The 20,879-nt window shown below is 41.3% G+C and carries 17 protein-coding genes; 6 read left to right on the forward strand and 11 right to left on the reverse strand.

All coding sequences use genetic code 11. The features are described from left to right. Positions 1-35: 35 nt before the first annotated feature. The 5 genes from H5114_RS02965 to rmuC form a co-directional block, all read right to left on the reverse strand. Positions 36-2,087 carry a DUF3488 and transglutaminase-like domain-containing protein gene (locus H5114_RS02965; protein ID WP_182722152.1) on the reverse strand — a complete coding sequence of 684 codons (2,052 nt, stop codon included), beginning with the start codon at positions 2,085-2,087 and terminating at the stop codon, positions 36-38. Continuing rightward, complete coding sequence (locus H5114_RS02970; RefSeq protein WP_182722153.1) at positions 2,084-3,202, reverse strand: DUF58 domain-containing protein; 1,119 nt, start codon at positions 3,200-3,202, stop codon at positions 2,084-2,086. The genes H5114_RS02965 and H5114_RS02970 overlap by 4 nt, the downstream gene beginning before the upstream one ends. Before the next feature lie 14 nt (positions 3,203-3,216). Then, complete coding sequence (locus tag H5114_RS02975) at positions 3,217-4,128, reverse strand: MoxR family ATPase (RefSeq protein ID WP_182722154.1); 912 nt, start codon at positions 4,126-4,128, stop codon at positions 3,217-3,219. Positions 4,129-4,437: 309 nt separating this feature from the next. Then, the gene (locus H5114_RS02980) at positions 4,438-6,366 is read right to left on the reverse strand and encodes a transglycosylase SLT domain-containing protein (RefSeq protein ID WP_182722155.1); all 1,929 of its coding nucleotides are present in this window, start codon (positions 6,364-6,366) and stop codon (positions 4,438-4,440) included. Between the two features lie 133 nt (positions 6,367-6,499). Further along, positions 6,500-8,005 (reverse strand): DNA recombination protein RmuC, encoded by a 1,506-nt coding sequence (gene rmuC / locus H5114_RS02985; protein ID WP_182696995.1) that lies wholly within the window; start codon positions 8,003-8,005, stop codon positions 6,500-6,502. A 297-nt stretch (positions 8,006-8,302) separates the two neighbouring features. Here rmuC and msrP point away from each other — a divergent pair, with 297 nt between their 5' ends. After that, positions 8,303-9,340, forward strand: coding sequence for a protein-methionine-sulfoxide reductase catalytic subunit MsrP (gene msrP, locus H5114_RS02990; RefSeq protein ID WP_182722156.1), 1,038 nt, complete (start codon positions 8,303-8,305; stop codon positions 9,338-9,340). Next, entirely contained in the window at positions 9,340-9,945 is a 606-nt protein-coding gene (gene msrQ / locus H5114_RS02995) for a protein-methionine-sulfoxide reductase heme-binding subunit MsrQ (protein ID WP_182722157.1), read from the forward strand. Before msrP ends, msrQ begins: the two co-directional genes overlap by 1 nt. Positions 9,946-9,961: 16 nt before the next feature. Here msrQ and H5114_RS03000 read toward each other — a convergent pair whose 3' ends face one another. Further along, the gene (locus H5114_RS03000) at positions 9,962-10,291 is read right to left on the reverse strand and encodes a hypothetical protein (RefSeq protein ID WP_182696994.1); all 330 of its coding nucleotides are present in this window, start codon (positions 10,289-10,291) and stop codon (positions 9,962-9,964) included. Positions 10,292-10,533: 242 nt separating this feature from the next. After that, the gene (locus H5114_RS03005; protein ID WP_259395219.1) at positions 10,534-11,001 is read right to left on the reverse strand and encodes an N-acetyltransferase; all 468 of its coding nucleotides are present in this window, start codon (positions 10,999-11,001) and stop codon (positions 10,534-10,536) included. Positions 11,002-11,178: 177 nt separating this feature from the next. Here H5114_RS03005 and H5114_RS03010 point away from each other — a divergent pair, with 177 nt between their 5' ends. Next, the gene (locus H5114_RS03010) at positions 11,179-11,607 is read left to right on the forward strand and encodes a lysozyme inhibitor LprI family protein (protein WP_124016468.1); all 429 of its coding nucleotides are present in this window, start codon (positions 11,179-11,181) and stop codon (positions 11,605-11,607) included. Positions 11,608-11,652: 45 nt separating this feature from the next. Here the strand turns inward: H5114_RS03010 and H5114_RS03015 are convergent, their stop codons facing one another. The 3 genes from H5114_RS03015 to H5114_RS03025 all read right to left on the reverse strand — a co-directional run bounded on the left by H5114_RS03015 (position 11,653) and on the right by H5114_RS03025 (position 13,958). After that, complete coding sequence (locus H5114_RS03015; protein ID WP_182696992.1) at positions 11,653-11,829, reverse strand: DUF6435 family protein; 177 nt, start codon at positions 11,827-11,829, stop codon at positions 11,653-11,655. 284 nt (positions 11,830-12,113) lie between these two features. Continuing rightward, on the reverse strand, positions 12,114-12,800 hold the full coding sequence (locus H5114_RS03020; RefSeq protein ID WP_182722158.1) for a glutathione S-transferase family protein: 687 nt from the start codon (positions 12,798-12,800) through the stop codon (positions 12,114-12,116). 165 nt (positions 12,801-12,965) lie between these two features. Then, entirely contained in the window at positions 12,966-13,958 is a 993-nt protein-coding gene (locus H5114_RS03025) for a catalase family peroxidase (protein WP_182722159.1), read from the reverse strand. Positions 13,959-14,356: 398 nt separating this feature from the next. On the opposite strand from H5114_RS03025, the gene H5114_RS20445 reads away from it, so the two are divergent. Further along, complete coding sequence (locus H5114_RS20445; protein ID WP_259395220.1) at positions 14,357-14,479, forward strand: hypothetical protein; 123 nt, start codon at positions 14,357-14,359, stop codon at positions 14,477-14,479. 58 nt (positions 14,480-14,537) lie between these two features. Here H5114_RS20445 and H5114_RS03030 read toward each other — a convergent pair whose 3' ends face one another. Next, positions 14,538-15,743 (reverse strand): MFS transporter, encoded by a 1,206-nt coding sequence (locus H5114_RS03030; protein ID WP_124016471.1) that lies wholly within the window; start codon positions 15,741-15,743, stop codon positions 14,538-14,540. Between the two features lie 581 nt (positions 15,744-16,324). Here H5114_RS03030 and H5114_RS03035 point away from each other — a divergent pair. Both H5114_RS03035 and H5114_RS03040 read left to right on the forward strand, forming a co-directional pair. After that, on the forward strand, positions 16,325-18,028 hold the full coding sequence (locus tag H5114_RS03035) for an AMP-binding protein (RefSeq protein WP_182722160.1): 1,704 nt from the start codon (positions 16,325-16,327) through the stop codon (positions 18,026-18,028). A 717-nt stretch (positions 18,029-18,745) separates the two neighbouring features. Beyond that, the gene (locus H5114_RS03040) at positions 18,746-20,827 is read left to right on the forward strand and encodes a hypothetical protein (RefSeq protein WP_182722161.1); all 2,082 of its coding nucleotides are present in this window, start codon (positions 18,746-18,748) and stop codon (positions 20,825-20,827) included. Positions 20,828-20,879 lie beyond the last annotated feature (52 nt).

The raw sequence follows: 20,879 nt of genomic DNA on the forward strand, positions 1-20,879 counted from the left end.
AATAATCAGGATGATTGCTGCTGTAGTGCACAAGATCAGTTGCGAAAGAGTCGCAGGCGCAAGCGACGATATAACTGGCTAAAATGTTGCTGTTGTTGCTGGATTTGCGACGCTGTCAGTGGTTGATATTTAAGAGCTACATAGGCACTGCTCAAGGCCGTAAAGTCCGCTGCCACTTGAGGAGCAAGGGCACCTAAATGTGCACTGACTGCCGCAGCGTAATCGGACGGTGCTTGGCCTTGTTGGCGGGCGATGCCTTTTTTGGCTAAGCGTTGGCAAATGATTTGATAGCGTTTATTGAGTGGGTCTTGTTGGCGAACGGTACTAAATAACCCAGCATAATAAGCAATAATCAGCGCGATAATGATAAAACTAAACATCATCAATAAGGCGATTTTAGTGCTGCTGACATCCCCCAATAGCTTGGCTAATACCTGTTGTTTTCGTTGTTCATCGAAACCTAATACCCACACGCTCCAGTAATAATCGACACTGGCAAACTGTTGGCGTAATTCATTTAACCATGGGTATTGCTTCATGTGCAGCGTGCTAAACGGGCTGTCTTGTAAGTAGCTGCTTTGGCTGTCAAAGGTGGCATCAAACCCATCGAGTACCCGTTGCGGGGCAATCATTGCGGTAGGATCAAAACGTTGCCAACCTTGGCCTTCTAACCACACTTCGGTCCAAGCATGCGCCATGTATTGATACACACTGTAATAGCCCGCTTTGGCATTGTATTCTCCGCCCTGATAACCGGTAACCATCCGCGTTGGTATGCCGCTGGCGCGAGCCATAAACACCAGCGCCGAGGCGTAGTGAGCACAAAATCCGGCACGGTTCTCAAATAAAAAGTCATCAATTTGCTGCTCACCAACACTCGGCGGACTTAAAGTGTAATAGTAGGCCTGCTCAGCAAAATAATTCATCATCGCATTAATGCGCGTCTGCGGATCTGGATAATCTTTGGCAAATTGTAAACCAAGCTCAAGGGTTTTTGGGTTGCTGTTGGGCGGTAATTCAAGGTTTAGCTGTTTGGTATTGCGATCGAGTTTTTTATCCATAATCTGATCGGGATATGAGGTCACTCGATAACTCATGCGCTGATCGACAGGCCTGAGTGAATACAAACGATAATCCGCTAATTCAACCACTTGATCATTATTGCTAAACGCTTCATCTAAGCCATACAACCATTTTTGATGACTGGGTTCGCTAATCACCACATAATCGATTTTGCTATTATTGCTGTTGGCAGCAGGGGCTTGGCGATCGGGTTTTTTAAAATATGCCTGCTGTTGAATTTGTTTGATACTTGGGTCTTGGCGCCATGTTTTACCATCGTAATTTTCCAGCACTAAGGTGCGCCAATATAAGTCTTGGTTTGCCGGTCCTAGGGTACTGCCATCTGGGTTGTCAAAACCGACGCGAAAGGCTAATTCTGCTGAACGAGTGAGCTTACTTATGTCACCAAAGGAGACTTCATCGGATAATCCAGTTTTGGCGGTTTTCATATTGGGCACTAACCATAAAGGCCCGAGCCTTGGGAACACCACAAACAGTAATATGGCTAATGGTAGGCTTTGTAAGATGATTTTTAGACTAAAACTGAGGTTAGCCGCTTTGTTGGATTTGTCTTGATAAACACTGATTAACACACCGGTATTGAGCACCGCAACGGCCAATAAGTGCAAGGTATCAAGCATGCTTTGTTGATCAAGCAAGGTGAGTCCAATAAGGAAATACCCTACTAATACAATCGCTTTTACATCTCTTAGTTGGCGCATTTCGATGTATTTTAACGCATAACCTAAAATTAATAAGTTAACCAAGGCATTGAGTAAACCGATTTCAGATGACACTAAAGCAAGGGTTATCGCGGCGCCAATCGCCAAAGAAGTTACCAGTAATTTCGGTGGCGCAGCGACTTTACCGAGAAAAATGCCTACTCGCCAAACAAAGCAAATCGCACAGATGCCGATGCTCCATAAGGTGGCTTGTTGATACAAGGGGCTAAGGATGGCGACATTAGTGACCAATAGCCAAAACAAGGTATTGCGACTAATAATGGCATCAAAGTTATCGGTCATAGTGATTTACCTACCGTTGAGGAAGTCACATCACTTGGGCTAAAATCTGGGTTCATATTGGCGGGCAAACGATAAGTTGCAATCATGGTTTGGCAAGCCACTCGGTGTGCTTCGCCTGTTTGCTGGCTGATAATATGCTCATCCAGAATCAAGCCAAATACTTGCTGAGTTTGGCTGAGTTTATCAACTTGCCAAGCTAACTTACTCAGTTTGTGTTCAATGTTATTGCCCGATGTGTTGGCCAAGGTTAACCAAACAGGTAATCCTTCAGGCTCTGCAAACTCTTTGGATAACATGCCTTTGTCTTGGGCCCATTGTTTCCATGCCACTTGTTTGAGTGATTCCCCCGGAATATAAGTGCGTAAGCCTTTGTAGTCATCAACGCCTGGGCGTAATTTACCGTGCTCATATTGGCTATCATTGTCACTTATGTGGCTTGCAAGCTCAATGTCACACATTTCTGGTTTAGCGAAAATAACATGATGAATATCTAAGTCTACATAGGACCATGCACAGCATAATCCTAACGGAAAATAGGACGAGACTTTGATCCGCCCAGGGGTTAATTGACCACGCTTAGCCCCTTCAAATGGCACGATAGCAATAGTTTGCTCGTGCATTTGTTTGACGCGGACATGGCGCTGATAGGTAAATTGCAAACAAATTTGCTGGTGGGTGGTATCGGGATTTTTCTGCCGAGTATGACCAGTTAACATGATGGGAAATGGCATGCTGTCGCCAGCATAGCATTGTGGCGGCGTGACTGGATTAAAGGTTAACCCAGCGAGGTTTTTATAGCTGTATATGATGCAGGTATGAAACACACTGGCGAGTAATAAGCTTAAGCCAATCACCAAGTTATTTTGATAATTGGTGCCAAATAAATACAGTAAAACAATGAGTCCAATCCACACCAAGCCAAAACCACTGGGAAGAATAAAAATACCTTTGTGGCTGAGGGTAATTTGCTTTTGTGCTGGTAGGCGCTTACTTATCCACCTTGACCAGCGCTGGTTTAACGATGCTGGAATTAAACGACGCAACCGTGACGGCTTGATAGCACCATTGGCATAGGTTGGCGAAGAGTGCTTTTTTGCTGTCGTCGATTTAGCCATGGGTATCTGCGCCGTTAACGTATTGGGTTAACACTAGCGAGGATAGTGTCAGACAATGCTTCGCCTTGAAATTGACTACTGCTGCGAATGCGATGTTCTGCTACTGAGGCAAATACCGCTTGAATATCTTCAGGGACTACGTACTGGCGTTGATTGATAAAAGCCCATGCTTTAGCAGCTTGAAGCAGAGCAATACTGGCGCGTGGCGATAAACCGTTAGCGGTATTGTGTTGCCGAGAAAAATCGACCAAGGCAATTAAGTAATTTAGTACCGCATCAGATGCCGACACTTGCGCCACTTGTTGTTGCAGTAGCATTAGCTCTTGCGGGGTTAAGCATTGTGATAATGAAGCCGGTTTATTCGCTTGAGTGCGCGATTTTAACATGGCTAATTCCGCTTCTGCGCTAGGGTAGCCGATGGAAATTCGCATCATAAATCGATCAAGTTGCGACTCTGGTAAGGGGAAGGTGCCGGCTTGATCAACTGGGTTTTGGGTCGCAATAACAAAAAACGGTGAGTTCAGTTGATGGGTTATGCCATCGATAGTAATTTGTTGTTCTGCCATGGCTTCAAGTAAAGCACTTTGGGTTTTCGGGCTAGCGCGGTTAATTTCATCGGCCAACAACATTTGATTAAACACTGGGCCTTTGTGAAATATAAACTGTTGCTGCTCTTTACTGTAGATGGATACACCAAGAATATCAGCCGGTAACATGTCACTGGTAAATTGAATACGCTGGTAACTCATGCCTAAACTGTTGGCAATACCCTGGGATAAACTGGTTTTACCCATGCCGGGCAAGTCTTCAATCAGTAAATGGCCTTTGGCGAGGATACAAGCGACAGCAAGTTTTATTTGCTCTGGCTTACCGAGCAGAACTTGGCTGAGTTGAGCGAGTAATGTTTGAATATTTGATTGCGACACGAAAACTCCAACTTGTCTGCAATAAACCCTTATTGGTTTATTGTCGAAAGGGTTTATTGTGGGTTACGGTTTGTCGTTCAGTATTTGATCACTATCCTTGCCATTCGGGCTTATGATTACTGTGCGTTAATGGTGATAGGTGACCATTGTGATTAGCATCAATCACCACCAAGCGCTTCAACATCTATGATGCCAGCACAATACCTATATCATAGGTTATCTTGTGAACCCATGTTAGCAAAATACACCAATATTGAATGGCGATTATTGCGTCAAACCAGAGCTAAAACGGGTCACGATTTATCATTGCTAGTAACGATAGCTAAGCTCTTTACGACTAAACATACCGTCTTTAGATGATTTATTCTGTTGGAATATCATGCGATAGCTCAGTACTGCTTGAACATATTCCCGAGTTTCAGTGTACGGAATTGTTTCAATGAAGCTCATTACATCTAGGCGACCATTGGAGTCTTTTAACCAGCGTTTAACACTGCCTGGGCCAGCATTATAAGCCGCAGTTGCGAGTACTCTATTTTGATCAAATTGTTTAAGTAATTCACTGTAATACGCACTGCCCAGCATAATGTTCACTTTCGGGTCGTATAGGTCTTTTACGTTATTAAAAGGGATTTTATTTCTTTTAGCCGTTTGTTTGGCCGTAGCTGGCATTAACTGCATTAAACCTCTGGCTCCTACACCTGAGGTTGCATAGAGATAAAAGGCACTTTCGCGACGAGAAATAGCACGAATTTCATCAATATTAACGGAGAATTTTTTACTGGCGTTAACGAACTCATCGTTAGCCGCTTCCGGAAAGCGCAGTGCCAGTGAATCCCATAACTTACCTTGAATACTTGATTCAACGCTCAATGCATGCCAACCGTTTTTTAAGGCTAACAAACCGTATTGTGCCGTCATGTCACTGTTATGGCGGCGCATTAAATACAACCACTCATTACGAGCATCAATTTGCTTATCTAAAGCCATTAATTCAATCACGCGAGCAAGGCCGGGATCTTGATTTAACTTAGCTTGCAATTCTGGATTGGGTGCTAAGTTATTATTATTCATCGCCAAAGGTTTACCGAGCGCTTCTGCGGCATTAAAACCGTAAAAGTTACGTTCGCCACTTAAGGTCAACTGCAGTTGTGTTGCACGGGTTTTGTCATGGCTAGAGGTCATCTTAGCTTGCCAATATTGCCAACGAGGATCAGCTTTACCTTGGTCGCTTAATAAGGCTAAATACTTCTCTACTGTCGCAAAGTCCTGTTGACGAATGGCCCAGCGTAAGCGCATTTCATATAAATCATCAGACTTGAGTAATGGCAACATGGTGTCAATGTGTGACACTAATTTATCGTCTTGCTTTATCAGTGCTCGGCGAACTAAATAGCGATTAAGTTGGCGTCCGCCAAAGTCACTGAATCGATCTAATTTTTGATATTTTACATACAGTTTAATTGCTTGATGTAAATCCTTGTAGGCCAGTTTACGCAATCCGGCATCAACAATATCACCTATGATAGGTTTTGAGCTGGCAAATTTTTTCATGTGCCGTAAGCTATTTGGGTCGCGATACACTGACAATAATAGTTTGGCTTCGTCATCATGTTGGGTGATTTTTTGAGACAAATAGTTGAGTAAACTGGATTGGCCAGCGTCGAAACTAAGTAGCATGCGGGCCCAGATAAGTTCTTGAGTGCGATAGCCCGCTTTAGTCCATTGATTAATCACCGCATCACATTCTTTAGGACGTGAATAGCCATAAACCCATATGCGTTCTACACCTTTGTATGCCATCTCTTTATTACCCGCATCAAGTTGTGCTTGGTAGTAATAACATTGCAGACGGATATCATTAGGCGTGTCTGGTGATATCACCAGAAAGTCTTGCCAACGTTGTTTTTTACCTGCGTTAAGCAGATAGCGATAACGGGCATTATTGTACAGCGGTGTAGTATCAAATTTGTTGATAGCATTGAGTGCTATGCTACCTGGAGACTGCACTATGCTGTCGATGGTTGCGTGGTAGTCGAGGTAAACCGTTAATGGATAATCGGCTAATTTTTTGCGTAATGCTTGATACTTATCCAGCTGGTTTTTATCTAGTGCTTGGCGAGCATCAAGATAGCGTTGCTGTTGTGAGGTCAGCGCATTAGCTTGGCTTATAAAGGCCAATGATGTACTGAATAATAATGCGCTAGCCATTAACATGTTTGCCCAAGTGTTACGCATTTAAATAAGGATCTCCGCCACAGTAATTTATTTCCTAAAAAGAATGGGTGATTAATGCTTTTGCTAAACAGTCGTTGTACGTTGTTAAATCACTATTAGTCTTATTGATTAAATAAAGATTAATTATTACTTATTATTGCAATTCACTATCACTAGTGTGTTTTTCGACTGATTCATCTAGTGCCCGGTTGAGCAATTGTTTATCTAACTGCTTGCTGGTATCGACACCTAATTGCTGCATGTAATGTGCTTGTCTAATGACATTGCCTTTACCTGAGGATAATTTTGCCATGGCACTTTGATAGCTTTTGTCTGCAGTGTCTAAGGCCCGGCCAAGCTTTTCCATGTCTTCAAGGTAACCGCATAATTTATCGTAAATACGACTGGCTTGCTTAGCGATATTTTGCGCATTTTGGTTTTGGTACTCATAACGCCATATATTGTTGATGGTGCGCAAAGCTACTAATAAGTTGGTTGGACTCACCAGCATAATATTTTGCTCTAAGGCAAAGTTAACTAGGCTTGGATCATATTCAATGGCCAGTAAAAATGCTGGCTCAATCGGAATGAACATTAGTACATAGTCCAAACTCTTCAGCCCATGCAGCTTATGATAATCTTTTTGGCCAAGACCCTTAATATGTTGTCTAATTGATAACGCATGTTCTTTTATTGCTTGGTCGCGAATGTCTTTATCTTCGCTATTAAAGTAACGCTCATAGCTGACCAGCGACATTTTCGCATCAATTACCACGTCTTTTTGCTCAGGCAAATGCACGATAACATCGGGTTTAAAACGCTTGCCATTATCGTCTTTTAAATCTTGCTGTGTTTGATACTCATGGCCTTCGCGTAAACCACTTTCTTGTAATACGCGTTCTAAAATCACTTCGCCCCAATTACCTTGCTGCTTATTGTCACCTTTAAGCGCTTTGGTCAGGTTAATGGCATCTTGGCTCATTTTTAAGTTGAGATCGCGCAAATTGTCTAATTGATGCTTTAACGCGCTACGCTCAGATTGCTCATGGGTGTACGACTCTTGAATTTGACGTCGAAAGCCTTCTAATTGTTGTTTCAGCGGCCCGATAACACCGTCTATTTGCGAGACATTTTGTTGTTTAAAGTTTTCACTGCGTTCTTCGAAAATTCGATTTGCCAGGTTTTCAAATTGCAGTTTAAGGCGTTCTTCAGCCGATTCGAGTAAGGCTATTTTATCTTGTAATGATTTTTGCTCAGTTTCAGCTTTGACTAGAATCGTTTGTTGCACTGCATTCGATTTCGCTAAATTGAGCTGTGATTCCATTAAACGATGTTGAATATCAACCATTTGTTGTTCAACAAGACTAACCCGATCTGCTTTGGTTTCTGCGCTAGACAGTTGGCCAATCAGATCTTCAATTTTACTTTGCAGATGATTACTGTGATCAATTTTATCATCGAGATTATCTTGTAATCTGGACATTTCAATTTGGACTTCATTGAGTTGTTGAAGCGTTTGCTGTTCATGTTGAAGCTTAAGTTGCTCCCATCGTTTACGAGTTAATCGTTGATTGATTAGGGCGCCAATGAGAAAGGCAACAAACGCGACAGCAATCAAAGCTGCAATTTGAGGAGGAGTTAACGACACTGCAAAAGGCATAACAAAAACCGATAGAAAATAATGGTTAAGGGTCGCACGGCTAATAATCCGCTGCAAGAGGTAAACTGAGGATTTAATCAAATATTATTGTTAATGATTAAATTTAAACCTAACCCTTATATAGGTTCGTATAGCATTTACAGTGACACCATTTTGGCAATCGATAAAGGTTGACGGCCTTTTGGTTTTTTTTAGTCATGTTCTGAAATAAAAATAGGTTTTTACCTGTCTATTGAGATAAGTATGGCAGATTATGGTAATACTTTGCTGTCGAAAAATATTTTATTGAGGTGATTTATGACCGGTAAAAAACGCTTTACTCAAGGCATACAACAACGTGCGGCTTGGCATATTCCTGATAACCAAGTGACTCCCGAATCGGTATTTAATGATCGCCGTAACATTATCAAAGCACTTGGGTTAGGAGCGTTGGGAGCCAGTTTGCCTGGTCAAGTTCAAGCCGGTATTTTTGATTTATTTGGCGAGCAAAAAGCGCAACATCCTTTTGTGACTCAAGGTCTGCAATATACAACTCCCGCTAAGTTTGTGTTATCCAATCCGAAAACCCCAGAAGATAAAGTGACTCGTCATAATAACTTCTATGAATTTGGTACCAGTAAATCCGATCCCTATGACAATGGGCAAAACTTTAAGGTTGATCCTTGGACACTGACCATTGATGGCTTGGTTGATAAGCCGATTACCTTAGACCTTAATGAGTTGACGACCCGTTTCGCTCTTGAAGAGCGCACTTATCGTTTACGCTGTGTTGAGGCTTGGTCGATGGTGATACCTTGGGTGGGCTTTTCGTTAGCCAGTTTACTTAAACAAGCTGGGGTGCAAAGTAACGCGACTCACGTTGCTTTTGAGACCTTGTTTGATCCGGAGCAAATGCCCGGACAAAAGAGTCGCTTAATGGGTGGTGGGATCCATTATCCCTATGTTGAAGGCTTAACGCTTGCAGAGGCAATGAATGACTTATCGTTTTTAGCCGTCGGTTTATATGGTAAAACCTTGCCGCCACAAAATGGCGCACCTATCCGCTTAGTCGTGCCTTGGAAATACGGTTTTAAGAGCATTAAATCAGTAGTGAGAATCCGCGTGATGGATAAGCAGCCACCAACGAGTTGGAATCAATTAGCTTCGAGTGAGTATGGTTTTTATGCCAATGTCAATCCAGAGGTTGATCATCCACGTTGGTCACAAGCATCTGAGCGCAGTATTGGGGAGGGTGGACTTTTCTCCGCGAAACGTATTCCGACGCAAATGTTCAATGGTTATGGCGATTCAGTCGCCGAGCTGTATAAAAATATCGACCTGAGGAAGTTTTACTAATGCGCATAAGTGCTCGGGGGCTGTTTTGGCTAAAGGTGTTGTTACATATTAGCTTTTTATTGCCAGCCTTTTATCTCGTGGCGCTAGTGTTAACTGACAATGCGGGCGGCGATCCTGTGCAGTATATTATTCATTATACGGGCATGGGAGCGCTTAATAGCTTGTTAGCTACTTTGCTTATTTCACCTATCGCTAAACGTTTTAAGATAGCCGCGCTAATCCAAACTCGCCGCTTGGTGGGCTTGTATGTGTGTGCCTATGCACTGTTACATATTAGTGCTTTTATCAGTTTAGACTTACTGTTTGCGTGGGGATTATTGTTTGAAGAGGTGATTAAGCGGCCTTATATTTTAGTTGGCGCAGCGGCATTACTAATCATTTTATTACTGGCGCTAACGTCACCTAATAGCATCAAACGCCGCATGGGAAAGCGCTGGCAGTCATTACATAATTGGATTTATCTGGCTGCGATTTTGGCACCTATCCATTTTTATTGGTCGGTAAAGTCTGAAATTATTGAGCCGAGTATTTATATTGTGCTGTTTGCGGCGTTATTGCTGTACCGTAAAGATACTATTTATAAATGGATTAAACCGAAAAAATAAGCTTATTTTTTATTAACTAACGTCTCAATTTTTGATTGAGGCCGTTAGTTGAAAAGGCGGCAAACACAGTAAATACCATCACAGACAGCATAATAATGGCCAATCTTAACCAAGGTTGTTGCAGTGCAATGCGCATATCAATAAAATTAAATGCGCTGACCGACCAGACAAATACTACGCTTACCAGTAAACCTATCTTGAGTAATGTGTGGGTAAATGAATGCCGAATAAGCATGAGTAATGGTAAGGTCATGGCAATAATGGCTAAGACGTGCTGATCAAAACGTAAAAAATGCGCGCCTAATAACAGGTAAGCTAAACTAATTATGGTTACTCGCCACCACATACCATTCTTCCTCATTAATACGCCACAACGAATGCCAATAGTGCCACTACAAAAGTGTTATAAGTGTGTATATCGTTGGCGATGAATAATGCAGCATAGCGTTAAATGATGGCTGATTGTTGGCTGTGGTTCACAAATTACTTATTTGTCAGCTTAATGATTCTCGATAATCAGTGATTAACTTAGGGTTATTTCAAGGGTATTATTTATCGGCGCGATGATTAGCTAGGCGCAGGCTTAAATTACAATTTGAGCGCCAGTATTAACCTTGCTTCACCAGGGGAAAAATAATCACTTTCGTTAGTCAGAATAATAAATTCCATTGATTGATATAAAGACAAAGCGACAAGATTGTTAGGCGCAACTGTGAGTAATAAACGTTTAATTGCCCCATTGGATTCACCGCGGGCAGTAGCGATAGCGTGATTGATTAGTCCACGAGCAATTCCTTTACCACGAGCTTGTGTTGCAACGGCCAATGATAAAATCCAAGCATCACCAGTTTGAGCGTTCGACTCAACCCATAATAAATAGCCTAATAATGAGCTATCCTGTTTGGCAACTAATAGTCCTTTAGGCCAGCAATCAAAAGCTTGTCTAAAGAAAAAGGCAGGGTAACAAGGTTCACCAAATATCGTCTTTTCAAGTTGATGGATATCAGCTAAATCAGTTTTTTGGGCGAAATGGATCGGCAGTTGATCAAGAGGCAAAATATAATATCCTTATTATCTAACTTAGATTAGCGATGACTGATAAAGTGATTTTAGTGATTATCTCTTATGGATACAAAGCACTTATTAGCAAGATTAATACAATAGCATTAATCTCACTATCAATAAGCTACAAATGATTGTTGAATTAAGGTAAACACCACAGGAGTGTTGGCAATGAAGGCATATATGGCTGTAGGGTTACTCAGCTTCACATTAATCATAAGTGGTGCCAGCAGGGCACAAGAAACTGAACATGATATCGATTGCGATGCAGCAATGAGTACGGTTGATATTAATCAATGCGCTAGACAGGAATTTGAAGTGGCGCAAGTTAGGTTAGATGAATATATTGCTAAGGCTAGTGACACTTTTCATGATGATCCTGTAGTGCTTGAAGCACTCCAGCTATCGCAAAGAGACTGGCTGACTTATCGAGAGTCTTATTGCCATGCGATATACCAATTATGGCGAGATGGCACAATAAGAGGGGTTATGTATCAAGGATGTATGCTGCAACTTACTGTGCAGCGTACTCATAATATTTGGCAAAACTATTTAACCTACATGGATTCAAGTGAACCTATATTACCCGAGCCACAATGATGACTTTCATTGATCTCTTACTCATTGTATTGGCTCAGTATAGGATTATTTACTCGCTGCTTCCAAACTGACTATTTTAGCCCAAATTTGTTCCGATTCAGCCGTCAGTAAAGAGTAGGTTTTAATATCGCCTTTTCGCTGCGCTTGCATGGCTTGCTCTAGTATTGCATCGTAGCTTTTGCGCAATTTTTTTACTGGATCTGGCTTTAAAAATGAAAACATTATAGTGCTCTTTGTGATGACGATTGTTATTAAATACGAAGCGACTGAGGTTTCAGCTCAATGTGAATAAGGTTTTTGTCTATTTTAGCATTTATTCAAATATGCTTGGTTGTTTGGCCTATTGATAAAATCAAAAGACTGGGTAAACCGCTTGCCATTATTTAGTCGACAAAGAAGGTTTACAGACTATTTTTCGTAAGATAACCAATTAATATCATGAAAAATAATCGGTGCAAGGGAGATTTTTTGCATGACTCATTGCGTTGTCATCACACCTTTATTGATTAGATTTCAAATGACGCTTGCTTTGATGTGGCTTTTTTTAATGAAGATAATATTTTTTGCTCACCTTGTAATAAATCCGCCATTGATGCTCGGGCCTTGATCCGCGTATAAAGCGCTGAAAGATTCGGCCAACGCTGTGCATCTAGTTGCTCTCCTGCGTGCTCCATATTGACCATTTGAGAAGCAAACGCTAAATCGGCGAGGCTTAAGGTGTGTGCCACAAAGAATTTAGCATTACCTAAGGTGTGTTCTAAGTAATCAAAGTGGATGGGGAGTTTTTCATTTAAGGCTGACATTACCGAAGGTTCATCGCAAAGATGGCCCATACTGGGATTAATTATACGCTGTTGAAATAGGGTAAAGGTGACCAGTGGGGCCAACTCATAATCAGCATATTTTTCTAACCAACGTACCTTGGCATGTTGCTCTGCGGTTTGTCCTAGTAAAGGAGTAAGCTCACAATATTTATCTTCAAGGTATTGGCAGATCACGCTTGAATCAGCCAAGGTTAAGTCACCATCCTTCATAGCTGGAATACGCCCCAGAGGATTGAGTTTTTTAAACCAAGCCGGTTGGTCAAAAGGCAATACAATGACCAACTGATAATCGAGCTGTTTTTCGGCCAGACATAAACGCAGTTTACGTACATAAGGAGAAAGTGGCACGCCATAGACAATTAGGCTCATTATAGATCCTTGTTAGTTAACAAATTCATAAGCTAGGTAGGTTAATTACTAGTGAGCAGCCATCACGATTTCATTTAGCGTAATGCAAATATCGCTGGCTGATTGAACCTCACAGCATGATCCTGCTAAAGATGTAATGGATCATGCTGTGTCGGTCAGGGGCTATTACTGACGTCTAATAAACGATTCAATATAAGCCGGAGTCCGTGCATTTAAAATAGGATCCGCTGACGGTGTAATCCCTTTTGGTAACAACACAGGGTTAAAAATACCATTGCCACATGTTTGGATCGTTGATTCGTTATCTCTTTCGCCGTTAATGATAACTTGGCCAACTAATAAACGCTGTCTGTCTTCAGGCCAAAGTACCGTTGGGTTATTAATTTCATCATCTTTTTCTGCAAGCTTAATGAATAAATTCCAGACTGCGGGTTGATGTTTAATTCGTGTTAATAACTCTTCTTTTAAAAAGTCATCTGGAAGCTCTGCAAGTTGAGCTTGAGATAAATTAACGACGCCGTCTGCAGGTTCAAAAATCCAACGACCAGGAACTATGTCGTTATTTTTGGTTGTGAATAGGAAGCTATTAACACCGAAATACGGGCTATTGGCAAAACTTGCACTGGGTGGCAACTGTTTAACGAAGTCAAAAAATGCCTTGGCATCAGGTTTGTTATCGATTAACCATTGTTTGCCTTCAGGCCCTTGTTTTACTTTAACTTGAAAAGTAAAAAAATCATCTAGGTTACCAGCAAAAAATACCGGTGAGTTTGTGGTGACAAAATTGAGATTTTCTTTGTCACCATCAATTTTAAGTGACATAAAGCGTCCGGCAGTTTTATCTGAAGCGTGTGGATTTGTGCCACCCATTGAAAAACGCGCGGTGACATTAATCTTTGATTGATCAAAGAAAGGAATCGCTAATTCATCATTTAATTTAGGGTTAGGTGCAAAATATCCAGAGGTACAGAATCCTTTAGCATGATTGCGCAGTTTGACTTTTTTACCTGCTTCTCGACTCGCCATATCAGGTGTGCCATTAACAGCATCAACGATTTCTTGCATGGTTTTTTCTGATGCATAAAGTGACGTTGATAGAATAGAAAGACTAGAGAGTAAACAGATTTTTGACAGTAATTGATATCGACGAATTGTCATTTTTATTATTCCTAGTGGGGTAATGTAATCAGTATAGACAGGCAGAACCCGTGAAATATTTCACCGCTAAGGTATTTATTTTATATTTACGCTTAAATAGATTAAAAATCTCAATGTAACGTATATCAATGACAGCCATTATTTGAACCGTTGATCATTTTTTAGGTCAACGAGATAATTGTGTTATTAATAAAAGATGGCTTAAAAATAATCCCTAGATAATTTTACCAATGGTGTTTTAAAGTTGTACCCTTAATTAGATAGTGTATTTTTCTCTAGTTATTTTTAGGGGCATTGAGAAAGTTTTGAAGGCTGCTTATAGCTAAACCATAACATTATCTGTTGCGGTATTTTTATAATGCATCTCATGCTTATCAAGCAGAGGCCATGAAGTATTAATGGGACAAACTTCTGGCCATTTGGAAATTAACCTAACCCGTCAAGGTGAAGGCGTATTATTTGATTGGGTAGTCGGTTCGGCAGCTCGTCAGTCACTTCCTGCTAAAATTCGCAGAAGTTAATATTGGCACCTAGTTTGAAGCTAACAACGCTTTCCATAAAATGGAAAGCGTTGTTAATTTATGCTGAACACTGTTCCAGTTGAGTATTTTTCTTGTTCATTTGCAGATAACTTAACAGCCACATGATTAAGCCGCCGGCAAATAGCACTGCCGCCACATAACCGGTCTCGTTAGGCATGGCACCTTGTGCGATAAACATACCACCCACCCAAGGGCCGATAGCATTGGCGGTGTTAAATGAACATTGCACTAATGCACCTATCATGGCGTGACCATTTGGCGATACGTCCATCAGTAAGGTTTGAATTAATGTGGCTAAACCCACACTGCAACCAATAAAGAAAATCACCGCATACAATAGCCAAATATTATGGCTGGCGCTGACATAGGCCACAGAAAATATAATCGTACACACTAATGCGATACCTGTGGTTTTTAAGGCGGCGCGATCGGCCGCTTTGCCTAATACATAGTTACCTAAGGTACAACCAATACCAAACATCACCATGGCAATTGAAATCGTGTAGGCCGGGGTTTGTGTCACCACTAAGATGGTGTCGGCGATATAAGTGTAAATACAAAACACACCGCCAAAGCCAATAATCACAATGCCTAAAATTGACCACACCAATTTATTTTTCAACACACTAAATTCATTAATTAAATTAGATGGTTGGCTATTTTCTATTTTTGGAATTACCACATAGACGCACACAAGTGCGATTAAAGCGAGAGCCGATGCACCTGCTAAACAATAGCGCCAGCTTAAGTTTTGGCCGACTAAAGTGACAATTGGAACCCCAACAATGGTCGCTATGGTTAAGCCCATAAACACTTTAGACATATAGCTGGCACGTTTATGTTGTGGGGCAATATCGGCAGCCAATAAAATTGCGGCACCAAAATAAGCGCCGTGAGGTAGACCGCTTAAAAAGCGAAATACAATAAGCTGTTCAAGTGAAGTGGCCATGGCACTTAAGCCATTTGAGATAAACATTAATGTCAGAAATATCGCCAATGCATGACGTTTTTTCATATTGGCAGTTGTCAGCATCAAAATCGGTGCACCGACAACAACCCCTATCGCATAAGCACTAATAGCATAACCGCTTTGAGATGGCGTAGAGGCAAATGTCTCGCTAATTAATGGCAGCATTGGCATCATCGAAAATTCAGATAATCCCAAAATAAAGGTGCCTAGCGCTAACACGAGTAAAATGGCGGTAGTGTTTAGTTGGCTTGGTGATGTTGCCGCCGGTGTCATATGTAATCCTGTTATTGATAAGAGACGAATAGTGGTGAGTTTTATTTTTAAGCTTATGATAGTCATGTTATGTAAAGACATTATTACGGTTTAGATCTGGCAACAAGCAACAAGCTTTAATGTGCCAAAGACATAATGGTTAAACATGACTGCATCGACAGTGAATTCGCTATTATTAGGGGAAACTTAGCGACTGCGACATCATAAAGCACCACAGTTTATTAGATTTTTAATAAAAGGCCGCAATAAATTAAATTTTTATTATAAACAGGCTATTATGATTATTTAATGTGTCCTTTTATTGTCCAAGTCGTAAATGCGATGTAATCATGCGGTTAATCTGAACGGTTAATCTTAGCTGTTAACTTGAACAGGTAACTTAAGCGGTCAATCTCAGCCAACATTGATTCTTGATTCTTGATTCTTGAAATATTGATTTTTGGGTGCCTAAATTCCTTTCGTCTACGTTAATCTTTAGTCTAATACACCCCTTTTTTACTTGTGAGTGACCCCATGCATTGGTTAGTTTGAATAAGACGAATAACATTATTCATTATAATAATAAATGCACGGAGGCTTTAATGGTCAAACAACACCAAGCGCAACTTCCTCTTACTCTGAGTGAATACCATGGTGCCACTTCAATAACGCTTATCAATAAAACCATTGGTCAATATTTTGATGATATTGCTAACACCTATCCAGATAATCTTGCCGTTGTCGTTTACCATCAACATATCCGCTGGAACTATCGCCAGTATCAAGAAAAAATAGACTCCCTTGCCACAGGTTTGTTGCAGCTAGGCATTCAAGCAGGAGATAGAGTAGGGATCTGGTCGCCTAACAACATTGAGTGGTGTTTAACGCAATTTGCGACCGCTAAAATTGGCGCCATTATGGTGTGTATCAATCCCGCTTATCGACCTGAAGAGCTGGAATACTCCTTGAGCAATGTTGGTTGCCGTGCCGTGATTTGTGCTGATAGGTTTAAGTCCAGCGATTATCTACAAATGTTGAATGAGTTATTGCCAGAATTGAGCAGTAATCAGGGCCGTTTATCCGCTCGCGCACTGCCAAAACTTGAATTTGTTATCCGCATGGGTACAGACAAAACCCCTGGTATGCTTAATTTTAATGATTTGCTGGTGGAGGTTAACGCTGATGATCAACATGTGTTGGCTAGCATTGCTGACTCTCTTAATACACATGATTCGATTAATATTCAATTTACCTCTGGTACTACTGGCAGCCCCAAAGGCGCGACATTATCGCATCATAATATTTTAAATAATGCTTATTTAGTGGCTGAGGCGATGAAACTTACTCCGGTCGATAAATTGTGTATTCCTGTGCCGCTATATCATTGTTTTGGCATGGTATTAGGCAGTTTATGTTCAATTATAAATGCCTCCGCAGCTGTATACCCGGGAGAGTCTTTTGATCCGCTAACTACGTTAACCGTGGCTGCACAAGAGCGTTGTACTGCACTACATGGTGTACCGACCATGTTTATTGCTGAATTAGAGCATCCGCAATTTAGCGAGTTTGACCTTAGTTCATTGCGCACTGGTGTAATGGCGGGCGCCACTTGCCCCGAAGAAGTGATGCGCCGCGTTCAAAATGTAATGTATATGAAACAAGTATTAATAGGTTACGGACAAACCGAGTGCAGCCCGTTGAATCATATTACTGAGATTGATTCTTCCATCGAAAAGCAAGTGCTCACAGTTGGTCGTGCATTGCCGCACACTGAAGTGAAAATCATCAATGAATTTGGTGATGTGGTGGCTGTTGGACAACCCGGTGAAGTGTGCAGCCGAGGTTACTGCATTATGCAAGGTTACTGGAATGATCCGGTGAAAACTGCCGCAACCATTGACAGTGTAGGCTGGCTGCATTCAGGAGATATCGGTCAAATGGATGAACTTGGCTACGTACAAATTGTCGGCCGAATTAAAGACATGATCATTCGCGGCGGCGAGAATATTTATCCTCGTGAAATTGAAGAAAAGCTCTATAGCCACAAAGATGTGCAGGACGCAGCCGTCTTTGGCGTTCAAAGTGACAAATATGGCGAGGAGGTGTGCGCATGGATTAAAGTGCGCGCCAATGCCGATATTACTGAAGACGATATTCGTCATTTTCTCACTGAGAAATTTGCCTATTTCAAAGTGCCGCGCTATATCAAATTTGTCGATCAATACCCCATGACAGTGACAGGTAAAATCCAGAAGTTTAAGATGCGTGAGTTAATGTATCAGGAGCTACACGAAGCGATAAATTAGTCTTTGAGCATTGAGTTTATACAACACCCAGTATTGCGTCATTGATACTGGGTTTTTTAATGGGTTCAAGGCTGTTGTACCGAAGCAATACCACACTTAACTTCAAAGAGATAAACCGTTGAGTTAGTCGGTTTAAACCAAAGTATTTTAACGACTCCGCATATCTCCATAGGACCAGCTAAATGAGCGGGTTTTATTCTCTGGCTTGAACTGCATACATCAACTACAGCGTTTATTTTTATGCGAGTAAATGCAAGCTCTGTTGAGATAACCGTAATATTTAAAAAGCTAAAATGTGTAGTTGTCATTCGAAAGAATGAGAACGCCAACTCCTTGATCAGCATAGTCAAAAATATCACTTTTTATTGATCTGACCCCGTATTTTTTAATTAATTGAAATTAAATATTTTTCAAGTCAAAAAGCGCATTTTGATGGATTAAGGGCTATTTTACCCTCTTGAATATTTCCACATTTTTTGTATGGTTAACGGTATGTTTAATAGGTTTCTTTTTGGTAATAAAAAGGTGGTTTAAATGTTATCTGTCGGTGCCGGTTGTTTAAGGTTTTGACTGTTGGATCGACTGGCGAACAAGGTTTACAGAGTGCATAAACCTTGTCGAGTTTTAATACCGCCCCAACTTAGTTACATAAAAATAAAATATAGGAGGTTGTTATGGTTGATTAATTTAATCCCAAAATAATTACAGGAGGTTGTTATGTTATTTGTTAAATATTTTAATAAAAAACCGCTTGCCCTTGCTATTTCTATAGCATTGCTTGCCTCAATAGGGAGTGCTACGGCTTATGAATCGCCAGTGCACGTTTTTTCAGTTAAGGATGTTCTGGGGGGACTTAATGGTGTGACTTTCTCTGAAGATCCATCAATTATTTGTGATATTGGAGAAATCAGTTGTCCTAGTGATAATCTTCCATTTCTTGATAAGTCGGGGGTGATGTTATATCCCGTCGATAGTGAATTTGGATTTTACGTTGTAGATTTTCTTGGCGCCCAACCCAAAGCGCGCAATGGTGACTACCTAGAAGGATTCGTTGGTAATATTCTCGATGGAGGAGAGATTATCGGTATTCAAGTTGCTAATGCTGCCACCGAAAAATATAAGGTGAAACCTCCATTAGGTACTTGGTGTCAAGGGTTAGGTGGCACCTCGGTAAAATGTGAAACGGAACATTATACCGTTATGGAGCATGCCCTTAGTTGTTATGAAACCATCCCATACTTTTTTGCCAGTCCAGATGGTACCCAAGCGATTTTATCAACACCAGACGGCAGTCTCTCGTTTGACTGTGCAAATGCACCACTGGATGATAATGTCCAAGTTTTAGTCGGTGGGAAAGCATATGAACGCTTGATCAAGGCAACACCTTGTGTGGCAGATAATGATCCAATTGGCTGTCAGATGTTCCCTAATGATAAGACCAATATGTTAGATAATATTGCCTTAAGTACTGATTATTCAATACAGCTCAAAGATGATGGTAAGCCACTTTATGGTTGGGGAGGAATACATAAACGGCCTAATGATATTCGCATGTATGCTCAGCTGGCATTGCCGGCAGAATGGAAAGATCCAGCAGCAAACTTTGTGGTTACTCGAGCAGAGTTGGTGGTTAATCATTGGATCACTAATAATCCTAATGACCAACTTCGTCCTGAAGACTTGGAGAATGAGGCGGCAACAGGTCGTAAACCATCTTATAGAATTGAAGGTGAAGGTGACACTGCTATTTGGAAAAGTACTGTTCCTTGTTATGAAGGTGATAGTGACATAATTGATACCGATGAAGGGTCTTTAGAACCGTCTTTTATCGGAATCGGTACCGTACTAAAAAATTCCCCTAAAGCGCTAGACCCTGTAGCTTCTCCTGGTTCAGAACCCTCCGATCATCCTTATGCCTTCTCATCGGATCTTGTTGGTGGTTATTCTAACGCCTACTATACCACCCTTAATCGAGACCCATTTGAATGGTCTTATGATACAAATCCAGATCCAAATATTCAGGACTTCATCGGTAGTGCATTGCCCGATGCTTCGCTTGGGGAGCTGGTTTCTGGGCCACGCTGGAGACTTAAACCTAATAAGTTTGGTCAAGACCTTCCTGGAATGGAAATCCCCTTGATTGAATGTAGTGCGCCGCCTTTTGCCAAAGATAACGTGAAATATACTGTGGGTATACCGACAACAACAGTGATCAATTTACTCGATTGGGCTGAGGGCGAAACCTCTCCACTCGCAACGAGTAAAGGCTGGGTAGATGTAACTGCAAATGAGTATGTCACAATTGTTTCTGACTCAGGTGAACCGCCTGTCACCAGCAATGGTTTGCCGATGACGTCGGACTTTGATCTTGCGGTCTATATTAAAGGCGATAGTAAATCGACGGCTTTATATAACGCGCAGCTTATCATCGAATATGAGGGTGAAGTACCTGTGGTGAATACTGAGGTAGATGTCGCATTGACGGCCTTTGCTGCATCAGCACAAGCTAAGTTTGGTGACACTGTGGCTATGGTTGTCGAAGTGGCCAATCTGAAAGAGAGTAGTGTTAGTGGCGAGGTAAGTGTGAGTGGCGTAACCAATAGAGGATTAGTTATTCACCTGCCTAGCTTGGCTTTTAGTGACTTAGCTGGCGGGGCTGCTACATCTTTAAACTTCAGCTGGCCAGTCAATATCCTAAAAAACGAGAAAATTATCTGGACGGCGACAGTGTTTGCCGAAGGCGATCTTAATAATGATAACAATACTGGTACTGCAATAACCAAAATCCGTAGATTTTAATTAAGGATTGACTGGTGAATCAAAGGGGGAGAGCGCTGTTCTCTCCTTTTCA

It is taken from the genome of Shewanella sp. SR43-8, assembly GCF_014163775.1.
Lineage (GTDB): Bacteria > Pseudomonadota > Gammaproteobacteria > Enterobacterales > Shewanellaceae > Shewanella > Shewanella vesiculosa.

Bases quoted from the DNA above. Each gene is read 5' to 3' on its own strand.
- H5114_RS02965 (WP_182722152.1), bottom strand. From the start codon at position 2,087: ATGACCGATAACTTTGATGCCATTATTAGTCGCAATACCTTGTTTTGG.
- H5114_RS02970 (WP_182722153.1), bottom strand. From the start codon at position 3,202: ATGGCTAAATCGACGACAGCAAAAAAGCACTCTTCGCCAACCTATGCC.
- H5114_RS02980 (WP_182722155.1), bottom strand. From the start codon at position 6,366: ATGCGTAACACTTGGGCAAACATGTTAATGGCTAGCGCATTATTATTC.
- rmuC (WP_182696995.1), bottom strand. From the start codon at position 8,005: ATGCCTTTTGCAGTGTCGTTAACTCCTCCTCAAATTGCAGCTTTGATT.
- msrP (WP_182722156.1), top strand. From the start codon at position 8,303: ATGACCGGTAAAAAACGCTTTACTCAAGGCATACAACAACGTGCGGCT.
- msrQ (WP_182722157.1), top strand. From the start codon at position 9,340: ATGCGCATAAGTGCTCGGGGGCTGTTTTGGCTAAAGGTGTTGTTACAT.
- H5114_RS03000 (WP_182696994.1), bottom strand. From the start codon at position 10,291: ATGTGGTGGCGAGTAACCATAATTAGTTTAGCTTACCTGTTATTAGGC.
- H5114_RS03010 (WP_124016468.1), top strand. From the start codon at position 11,179: ATGAAGGCATATATGGCTGTAGGGTTACTCAGCTTCACATTAATCATA.
- H5114_RS03015 (WP_182696992.1), bottom strand. From the start codon at position 11,829: ATGTTTTCATTTTTAAAGCCAGATCCAGTAAAAAAATTGCGCAAAAGC.
- H5114_RS03020 (WP_182722158.1), bottom strand. From the start codon at position 12,800: ATGAGCCTAATTGTCTATGGCGTGCCACTTTCTCCTTATGTACGTAAA.
- H5114_RS03025 (WP_182722159.1), bottom strand. From the start codon at position 13,958: ATGACAATTCGTCGATATCAATTACTGTCAAAAATCTGTTTACTCTCT.
- H5114_RS20445 (WP_259395220.1), top strand. From the start codon at position 14,357: ATGGGACAAACTTCTGGCCATTTGGAAATTAACCTAACCCGTCAAGGT.
- H5114_RS03030 (WP_124016471.1), bottom strand. From the start codon at position 15,743: ATGACACCGGCGGCAACATCACCAAGCCAACTAAACACTACCGCCATT.
- H5114_RS03035 (WP_182722160.1), top strand. From the start codon at position 16,325: ATGGTCAAACAACACCAAGCGCAACTTCCTCTTACTCTGAGTGAATAC.
- H5114_RS03040 (WP_182722161.1), top strand. From the start codon at position 18,746: ATGTTATTTGTTAAATATTTTAATAAAAAACCGCTTGCCCTTGCTATT.